The 8,144-nt window shown below is 37.3% G+C and carries 10 protein-coding genes; 7 read left to right on the plus strand and 3 right to left on the minus strand.

Annotated features, from left to right (window positions below; translation table 11 throughout):
* Both AAEY72_RS13955 and AAEY72_RS13960 read left to right on the plus strand, forming a co-directional pair.
* The coding region (locus AAEY72_RS13955; protein ID WP_352311071.1) for a DNA cytosine methyltransferase at positions 1–1,010 on the plus strand (1,010 nt) is incomplete at its 5' end.
* Positions 1,011–1,074: 64 nt separating this feature from the next.
* Entirely contained in the window at positions 1,075–1,689 is a 615-nt protein-coding gene (locus AAEY72_RS13960) for a hypothetical protein (RefSeq protein ID WP_352311073.1), read from the plus strand.
* A gap of 7 nt (positions 1,690–1,696) precedes the next feature.
* Here the strand turns inward: AAEY72_RS13960 and repM are convergent, their stop codons facing one another.
* A complete protein-coding gene (gene repM, locus AAEY72_RS13965) occupies positions 1,697–2,650 on the minus strand; it encodes a replication initiation protein RepM (RefSeq protein WP_352311075.1) in 954 nt (317 codons plus the stop codon).
* 673 nt (positions 2,651–3,323) lie between these two features.
* Here repM and AAEY72_RS13970 point away from each other — a divergent pair.
* The 4 genes from AAEY72_RS13970 to AAEY72_RS13985 all read left to right on the plus strand — a co-directional run bounded on the left by AAEY72_RS13970 (position 3,324) and on the right by AAEY72_RS13985 (position 6,507).
* Positions 3,324–4,217: a phage integrase N-terminal domain-containing protein gene (locus tag AAEY72_RS13970; protein ID WP_352311077.1), complete on the plus strand. Its 894-nt coding sequence runs from the start codon at positions 3,324–3,326 to the stop codon at positions 4,215–4,217.
* Positions 4,214–4,459 carry a hypothetical protein gene (locus AAEY72_RS13975; RefSeq protein WP_352311078.1) on the plus strand — a complete coding sequence of 82 codons (246 nt, stop codon included), beginning with the start codon at positions 4,214–4,216 and terminating at the stop codon, positions 4,457–4,459. The genes AAEY72_RS13970 and AAEY72_RS13975 overlap by 4 nt, the downstream gene beginning before the upstream one ends.
* Before the next feature lie 26 nt (positions 4,460–4,485).
* Positions 4,486–6,003 carry a type IV secretory system conjugative DNA transfer family protein gene (locus AAEY72_RS13980; protein ID WP_352311083.1) on the plus strand — a complete coding sequence of 506 codons (1,518 nt, stop codon included), beginning with the start codon at positions 4,486–4,488 and terminating at the stop codon, positions 6,001–6,003.
* Between the two features lie 93 nt (positions 6,004–6,096).
* The gene (locus tag AAEY72_RS13985; RefSeq protein WP_352311080.1) at positions 6,097–6,507 is read left to right on the plus strand and encodes a hypothetical protein; all 411 of its coding nucleotides are present in this window, start codon (positions 6,097–6,099) and stop codon (positions 6,505–6,507) included.
* A gap of 117 nt (positions 6,508–6,624) precedes the next feature.
* Here AAEY72_RS13985 and AAEY72_RS13990 read toward each other — a convergent pair whose 3' ends face one another.
* Positions 6,625–7,701 carry a hypothetical protein gene (locus AAEY72_RS13990; RefSeq protein ID WP_352311081.1) on the minus strand — a complete coding sequence of 359 codons (1,077 nt, stop codon included), beginning with the start codon at positions 7,699–7,701 and terminating at the stop codon, positions 6,625–6,627.
* On the minus strand, positions 7,694–7,963 hold the full coding sequence (locus AAEY72_RS13995) for a helix-turn-helix domain-containing protein (protein ID WP_181717466.1): 270 nt from the start codon (positions 7,961–7,963) through the stop codon (positions 7,694–7,696). The genes AAEY72_RS13990 and AAEY72_RS13995 overlap by 8 nt, the downstream gene beginning before the upstream one ends.
* Before the next feature lie 61 nt (positions 7,964–8,024).
* Between AAEY72_RS13995 and AAEY72_RS14000 the strand changes: the two genes are divergently transcribed.
* Positions 8,025–8,144, plus strand: a 120-nt coding sequence (locus AAEY72_RS14000; RefSeq protein ID WP_352311085.1) for a DNA cytosine methyltransferase, incomplete at its 3' end; no start/stop codon positions are given.

An 8,144-nucleotide genomic window follows, 5' to 3' on the forward strand; every position in this document is an offset into this window, starting at 1 on the left:
TGGATGTGGGTATGGAAAAAGCAGGTTTTGAAATAGTTGCAGCATCAGAATTAGATGCTCATGCTTCAAACACCTATAAACATAATAATCCGTCTGTTAACTTAATCGAAGGTGATATCGAAGATCCTACGAACTTTAATAAGATTATAAGCTATGAAGACATAGATTTAGTTGTAGGGGGCCCACCATGTCAGGGTTTTTCTGTAGCTGGAAAAATGGACAAAGACGATCCAAGATCTAAATTAGTATTCACTTACTGCTCTGTTGTTGAACAACTGCAGCCTAAAGCATTCATTATGGAAAACGTAAAATCCCTTGCTAGTCTCTCCAAATTTCAAGGTATAAGGGATGAGATTATTCACCGCATGACAGATGCTGGTTATCAAGTAACCATGCAAGTATTAAATGCTAAAGATTTTGGTGTACCTCAATCGCGTGAACGAGTTTTTTTCATAGGAACAAAACTCGGTTTCCCCTTAGTAGATATAACTGATTTTGAAGAATATAAAAAAGAAGCGATATCATTAAGAGAGGCTATAGGTCATTTAGGCAGAGCAGGAACTGAAACTAATCCCAGAATAACTAACGCTAAAATTACTTTAGCTAAAAAACCAGTCCTTCGTAAATCTCCATATTCGGGAATGATGTTTAACGGGCAAGGTAGACCGCTGAACCCTGATGCTTGGTCTAGTACCCTACCAGCTAGTATGGGTGGTAATCGAACACCAATTATTGATGAAGACCATTTATATGATAATAAGGAAAGTTGGATTGAGCAGCATCATGCGGCACTATTAAATGGAGAAAAGCAAACAGAGTACGGCAATGCACCCAGTCGTTTAAGAAGACTCACCATAGACGAAGCTGCTATCTTGCAAACATTTCCTATAGATTATGAATTTTTGGGCCCACCATCAAAAATATTCAACCAAATAGGTAATGCTGTTCCTTGTCAGCTCGCAGAAGTAGTAGGTAGGGTAGTATTTTCTGCCATATCTAGCCCTAGTTAGGGTGATGAGGGAAAAGTGGAACGTATCATAAGGCTACTACTTTATAATAATTAAAGGCTTTTTTATGAAGAATGATAGTGCATTAATTGCAGGAGGAGAGCTGATTGAAGCTATTTCTGACAACCTCCTATTGGGAGATTATGGTCTACTAAAAGACATACCAGTCTTTGGAACCATATTAGGAGCTGCCAACGTTTATAGTACGTTAAAGTCTAGGATGTTTGAAAAAAAGATCCATGCTTTTTTATATGAATTTAATGCAGAAGAGTTGTCGAAATTCAAAAAAATAATTAACAAGAAAACTGACGAGGACTTAGGGTTTGAAGTGTTAAATGTGATTGATAATGTAGATAAAATCAATCAAGTTCAAATGATAGCTAGGGCAACAAAACAATATATTCGCTCTTTAGAAGTAGGGGAAAATCCAAAAAATATTTTTGACCATAATATTCATGTCATTAAAAATTTAGATAATTACCTTATATCTGGTATGCACGCGATCTACAGTGGTCAAGCTTCGATACGCATTAGTTACGTTGATCAAGCATTGTTTAATTTAGGTCTAGTTAATCAAAAAAACGAACCTGCACTAGCTGGAGCAACATCTTATCCAGCACTTTCGTTTGTTGCTTCGGTTAATGGTGAAGACTTTTACAAAAGCATTATTGTGGGCGAATAAGACTTTATTATTGTAGGTATTCTCTAATTGGGCGTTTTTTAAACTGTGAAGCGTCTATTTTGAGACGGTTGATCATCTCAAACTCCCACGCTTTTGTGTCTTGCCCTGCTGGACTGGTAGAACTAACTAAATGATTGTAATCTGCCATAAAGCTAGGGTTGCGAGCAATACGCCCTAACTGAGCATCGTTTAACCCTTCAACTGTAAACATATCACTTGTATCTACATCTCTCTTTTTGTTCTCAGTCGTAATTTTTTCTTTATCTTTCTTCACTTTAAACCTGAATGTGAAACCTGTAATTATCCGTCCATCCTTGTGTTGTTCATAGTCGGCTGTAATATCCGTGTACTTATTAATCTGCTTAATAGCTAGATCTAATACCTTTGCTTTAAAATTACACATTTTTTTATATTGTTCAGGATCAACTCCAAGCATCGTTCGCAAATCATCAAGCAATATCTTGTTTGTTTTACCAATCGACTTCCACTGGATAATTAGTTCGTACAGTCTTATAGCATACTCACTTTGTAGGCTACTAACCTGCTTTAGCTCATATTCAGTGTAACGCCTTTCCAGTCTTGTAATGAGAGGAACAACATCACTGGCAAACACCAATTCCACACAACCTAAGTTATCTATATAACCAATTTTATCAACCCAACGGCTTTTATAATGCCCTAGCTCCCCTGACTCTTCATCTGTCTTACTGTAGGCAAAACCTGCCTCATACAGCCCTTCTACCGCCCTTTTCATAGCCTCGTATGCCGTATGCTTTTCTACATTAAACTGCTTTTCATAACTTTTCGCATAGATACGTAGTGATTTACCAACATTGATAAGCTTATTCTGCTCTCTTGCTTCGATAATAGCTAAAAATATGAGCCTTTGCTCCGCTACACCTAAACTATAAGTAGCACTAATTAAATTATTATCTTTAACTACCATTTGTTTTTTTGTCATAGTATTTAACTACTTGGATTTAATTAAAGTAGTTAATACTACCTAATAAAAATATAGTAGTCAAATGGTCGTAAAAGGTAGTCTTATGGGTCGTAAAAGGTAGTCTTATGGGTCGTAAAAGGTAGTCTTATGGGTCGTAAAAGGTAGTCTTATAAGGAGTGTAAGTTATGATTAGCAAGGGATGCAGAGGACGTAAAAGCTTTTAAAAACATTAAAAACATTAAAAACATTAAAAACCTTTTTATTAACTTAAATTTTAAAAAGATTACTACTGACATTAAGACAAACATCTTATTGGTTAAGCTGAATATTCAAAGTTATGTAATACAGTTAGCGTCACTGCCAAAAGTAGTGACGCTAACTGTATATATCTCAAAATGTAGCCTTTCGTAAATTACCGTGGATGATGGTTGCGTGACTCACATGATCAAGCTAGGATGAAAGCTCTTCTATAAATTTTTCATATTTCTTCTTCACTGCCCTTACTCTCTAGCTTTCAGCAGTTTAAACAATTGATATTAGAGCCTAGTTATCACCCAATACTCACATCATACATGCTGAGATACATACGCTGATAACTACAACAGATTAAAAATTTTGCATAACTGAGCTATAAAAACTGTCAAATCTTCATTTGATAATGCTCAAAAACACTTACCAATGACGCAAAGTTATGAACAAATTAGAATACGGATTTAATCATATATTAGAACGTAATAGGGATGGCTCATACGCGACTCAATCAAATCGCAAACGTATGCTTTCAATGTTTGCCGATCAGTTAAAGAAGGCAGGCTACAAAACGAACGAGATGCGCCCTAGTGATTTGAAAGGTCGTCATGTTAATGCTCTGCTTCGACAATGGAAAATTGACAACATATCAGCCGGTACAATGAAAAACCGTATGTCCAATATAAGGTGGTTAGCTGAAAAAATTGGCAAAGCAGATATGATTAAAAGCAATGCCACCTATGGTATCGAGGATCGGCAATATATAACAAACAAGGATAAGTCGCTTCGCACGGATAACATCAATTTAGACAAACTCTCTCCTCATGTGCGGCAATCAATCGAGCTGCAAAAACATTTCGGGCTAAGGCGCGAAGAAGCGATGAAATTCAGCCCTGAATATGCACTCGGTGGCTACGATCCCTATAGTGCGCCTGTTCTAAGGATAAAACCATCTTGGGCTAAAGGCGGTAGAGCGAGAGATATCCCTATTATTACAGATGCTCAACGTGATGCGCTTATGAGTGCGTTAACTCTTGCAGGTGATGGATCATTAATACCAGCGGATCGATCATATAAGGAACATCTGGGACATTTTGAGCGCGAAACATCAGCAATCGGGCTTGGTCAAACGCATGGACTACGGCATTTATACGCTCAAAATCGTTATAAGGAGCTGGTTGGCATCGACTGCCCAGCTGTTGGCGGCATTATTGATCTGACTAATGAGCAAAAAGCGCTCGATTTGTCTGCAAGGCAGACAATTAGTAATGAGCTGGGTCATAAAAGACTATCGGTAACAGGTATCTATCTCGGGTCTTGGAGTTATAAGCTATGAATAGCTTAGGTAAGGAAATCAGGGCAAATTTGCCTGAATGCGGCGACTGCATGAATTGCAAGTTAATTATCTGGGGCAGTAAAGCGGATAAAAAAGAATTACGTTCTCAAAGTTCTCTGACGCTATCGGATGACAACCGCTATTATTTCACTGTGCGTTGTAACTGGCTAAAAACAGTCATTCAGGAATCACCACATCTGCAAAAATGTGAGGGTAAGAAGCCACACGGTTCAAGCGATTAATAATAAAAAAGGATTTTAATGTGTCTATGCCTGTGATGGTAATCATTGCTGTTTTTATTGTAGCCTTCGCTGCTATCTACATCTGGTTTGCTTTTTTTTATGAGCCAAAAAAATCAGGTTTTATTCATGAACGTAGTATTAATGATAAAAAAGAACTGTTCAGCGTTTTAAATAACAATAACGATGGTAGTGAGCCGTTAATTGCTTATGCGAATGTCAGCAATAAGAATTTAAACGAAGATCCATGGCGTGATAATTTACCTATATTTACTGTGCCATGCGAGGAGAGAGGGCTGGTTTTAGGTGTCTCTCGTAGTGGCAAAACTAACTATCTACTCGCACAATTGATCAGTTGGATGCGCTCGGGCAAGACTTTTGTAGCTACGGACGTGAAGCCAGAGCTATGGGGGATTCTAAAATGGAATGGCGTGTTTGAATATTACGGCTATGATGATGTTGTATTTAATCCAACCGATCCGTTGTCTCAAAAATACAATATGTTTGATGATTTGGGTGCAGACGCTGATACTGAGATCATTGAGCTTATTGAGATTTTAATACCTGCTGATGATGTGTTCTCTGACTCAGCAAGACGTATCCTACGCGCTGTTATGTTGCATCTACGTATTGTTAACGGCTCTGCATCACTACTACAAGCAAGGAACTATATTAATAAATATATAGACGTTGAAGATATGATGAATGAGCTACTAGAATCGCCTAGTGATATCGTTGTATCTAATGCTATAGCAGTCAAGCGCTCTGGTGGTAGTGAGCGTTTCACTGCATTAGCAGTTAATGCGCTATCATCAATTTTACAGTTTCTAGATAACAAGACTATAGCGGAAAATATTGAAAGTTCTGATTTCTCATTACGTGAGCTTTTACAGCAACCTAGGCAAGCTATTTTCTTACAGTTCGACAAGAAGTATCAGCAAACGACAAGAGGGCTGTTTGGCGCTACTTTGTCGCATACGTTGCGTTTACTAGAAGTTGAGCATGCTAATCGTGATGATGTTTTTGTGGCACTTGATGAGCTTATTAATGCCGCTCCTATTCCAAATTTAACTAAAAAACTGAATGTTATAGGGTCATCGAAAATGCCCTTGTTCATGTACGTTCAAGCGTTGGACGGTTTAACTGAGGTGTATGGCGAACAGGCTGCAAACCTTGTTATGAGTAGCTGTACGTTGAAAATATGCTACAGAGTTAATGACTTTAATACAGCTCAAACGTTCAGTAATATGATCGGTAATATTGACGTAAAGAATTGGTCAGTCACTGAAACGCCTCGCGTTAATGAGGCTGGCAGAAGTTATAAGGACACAAGTACAACTGAGTCAATCAGTCGTCGCCCACTTGTAGAACCGGCTGAGTTATATGCATTAGAGAAAAATCAGGCTATTGTTTTATACCAAGGTAAATCAGCTAAGATGAAAATGCCGACATACTACGAAGACACACCTGCTGATGAACGCGCAAAATATGTAAGCCCATCTTCGTTAGCTGCTTATTTAGAAAATGCAGAGGCGATTGAAGATTAAATGTTTTTTTTGTTTCATGCACTTTAAATAAACATATGCAGCCCTAGATCTATGGTAAGGGGCATTAACTTTATATTATAAGGATATCAAGGAATGGTTAATAAATTATCAGGTTTGTTTTCAAAGAAATCGGAAAATGAAGATGATGAGCTTATCAAAAAAGAAACACTAGAAAAGATTGTTGATATTGCTAGAGAAGACCATGGTAATATTTTGGTTTTCCTCTCTCCAAATTCATATAAAAATTATGGGCAAGCTGTAACTGTATTATCAAATTACATTGATGATAACATGCAGGATCTACCGTTTAAGCAAGGCAAAAATCGTATGGATACGGGTTCTAGTACATTAATGACAAACATTCAGCACGATTTAGATTGTGTAAAAAAGGAAGGTCGTGTAGAGCGTGTAATTTTATCAGTTTTTACGAAATCACAACCTGAGCTAGATGAGTTATCGACCAAATGCTCATCTTTGAAAGACGTTAGTATTTATACTGTTTAAGCACTTACTATCAAACCCACTCCCGACTTGAATTATTTATTTCAGGATAGTGCAAAAGCAGTAGGTTAATTAACTTTTATTTGTAAAAGACTGCGGCAGTAACTACCGCAGTCTTTTTTATTCGTTGAAAATACTATTCCAACCATCCTTTGTTGATATAGGGCGCTCAATATCATCTACAAAAGAAGCTAATTTATCAATAATAGCTCCCAACTGCTCTGTTGTTAATATCGATACTAAGGTTAGTATGAAGCTTCTCAAATCCACAAAATTGAAGGCTTTTCCTTTGTAGTTATAAGTCCCATTTATTAGTTCGCCCAACGTCTTAGTGTCTTCAGGTAGGCGGCATATGAAGTGAATGTTGCTATCTAGCATATCCATATCATGAAGAGCATGAAGACTATCATTGAGTCTCTTAATATCAACCTTCTTTACAGTTATTTCGTATAGGTTGACAGGTTTATCATCTTCTTCGACCCATATATCAGCAGCCTTTTTAGATGTTGTATTTGTACCGAAAACACTTTCTTCGCCACCAACTACAGTCAATGAAGACTTCTCATAAATGGCTTTGAATAGTAAGGAGACAACATACTGAGGGATAGTTCCACTCTCAGGGTAACTATACGTGAAATCAGCTAAGCGATAGCCTATCTCTTGCTGAGATATATTGTTATTGTCTGGAATGTTGATATCAATAGCTTTTACTTTCTCTGCATATTCAACTAGTCGAAAAAAATAAAAATCAATTAATGCCGCTCTGTTTTGTGGGTCTTCCATTACTGCTTTCAAAAAATGTACAGCCGCGAGTGCTGCTGATTCAGGTCGTTTCCCAGCAGCCCATTCTTCATTGAGTACATATTGGTTTTTAGCAACGTTTAATGGGTCGGATTTTCCGCAAGGTATTTGACCTTGGAAAGCGAAGAAAATACCATTTTCAAATATAGAGCGTGGATTGCACGCATAGAAGTTGTTTAGAGGGTCGAAATTATGATCTAGATGTAAGCCTGTAAGAGCAGTTGCGACTACACCTCTAAATCCTTTGCTTGTAGTATTTATCAAAGAAGTTAGTAATAAGGAAACTCCTTCGTAATTAGGCAAGCTTAAAAAATCGCTTTCACTCTTTTCACGAGCCTTCTCTATTTGTTCTGTCACATATATTTGTGCACGTTCATTACGGTTGGGGCTACTCATAATTAGTATTCAACTCTAAAAAATTATTGACCAGATGCCTTAATTTTTCGTTATGTTGAACGCGATAGACGCTTAGCAATAACCTAAATTCATTAATATCTATACGTCTTTCACATGATTCTATTTTAGATATTTCTGATTGAGTCATACCAATTTGACTAGCTACTTCAAGCTGCGACAATCCGAGCCTCTTGCGCTCGGAGCACAAGGACTGTATAAAATCGCAGTATTCTTTATTGTATATCGTCTTGGCTCTATTCATAACTGAGCCATAGTGATACACTTTTCCAAATATGCGAAAATCCAATATTTTGAAGGTAAATATGTCTTATAAAATAGTATCTCTATTCTCAGGTGCAGGGGGAATGGATGTGGGTATGGAAAAAGCAGGTTTTGAAATAGTTGCAGCATCAGAATTAGATGCTCATGCTTCAAACACCTAT

The sequence above is a fragment of the Psychrobacter sp. W2-37-MNA-CIBAN-0211 genome (assembly GCF_040309405.1).
Lineage (GTDB): Bacteria > Pseudomonadota > Gammaproteobacteria > Pseudomonadales > Moraxellaceae > Psychrobacter > Psychrobacter glaciei.

Excerpts from the sequence above, each read along its gene's own strand:
- AAEY72_RS13960 (WP_352311073.1), top strand. The coding sequence starts at position 1,075 with ATGAAGAATGATAGTGCATTAATTGCAGGAGGAGAGCTGATTGAAGCT.
- repM (WP_352311075.1), bottom strand. The coding sequence starts at position 2,650 with ATGACAAAAAAACAAATGGTAGTTAAAGATAATAATTTAATTAGTGCT.
- AAEY72_RS13970 (WP_352311077.1), top strand. The coding sequence starts at position 3,324 with ATGAACAAATTAGAATACGGATTTAATCATATATTAGAACGTAATAGG.
- AAEY72_RS13975 (WP_352311078.1), top strand. The coding sequence starts at position 4,214 with ATGAATAGCTTAGGTAAGGAAATCAGGGCAAATTTGCCTGAATGCGGC.
- AAEY72_RS13980 (WP_352311083.1), top strand. The coding sequence starts at position 4,486 with ATGCCTGTGATGGTAATCATTGCTGTTTTTATTGTAGCCTTCGCTGCT.
- AAEY72_RS13985 (WP_352311080.1), top strand. The coding sequence starts at position 6,097 with ATGGTTAATAAATTATCAGGTTTGTTTTCAAAGAAATCGGAAAATGAA.
- AAEY72_RS13990 (WP_352311081.1), bottom strand. The coding sequence starts at position 7,701 with ATGAGTAGCCCCAACCGTAATGAACGTGCACAAATATATGTGACAGAA.
- AAEY72_RS13995 (WP_181717466.1), bottom strand. The coding sequence starts at position 7,963 with ATGAATAGAGCCAAGACGATATACAATAAAGAATACTGCGATTTTATA.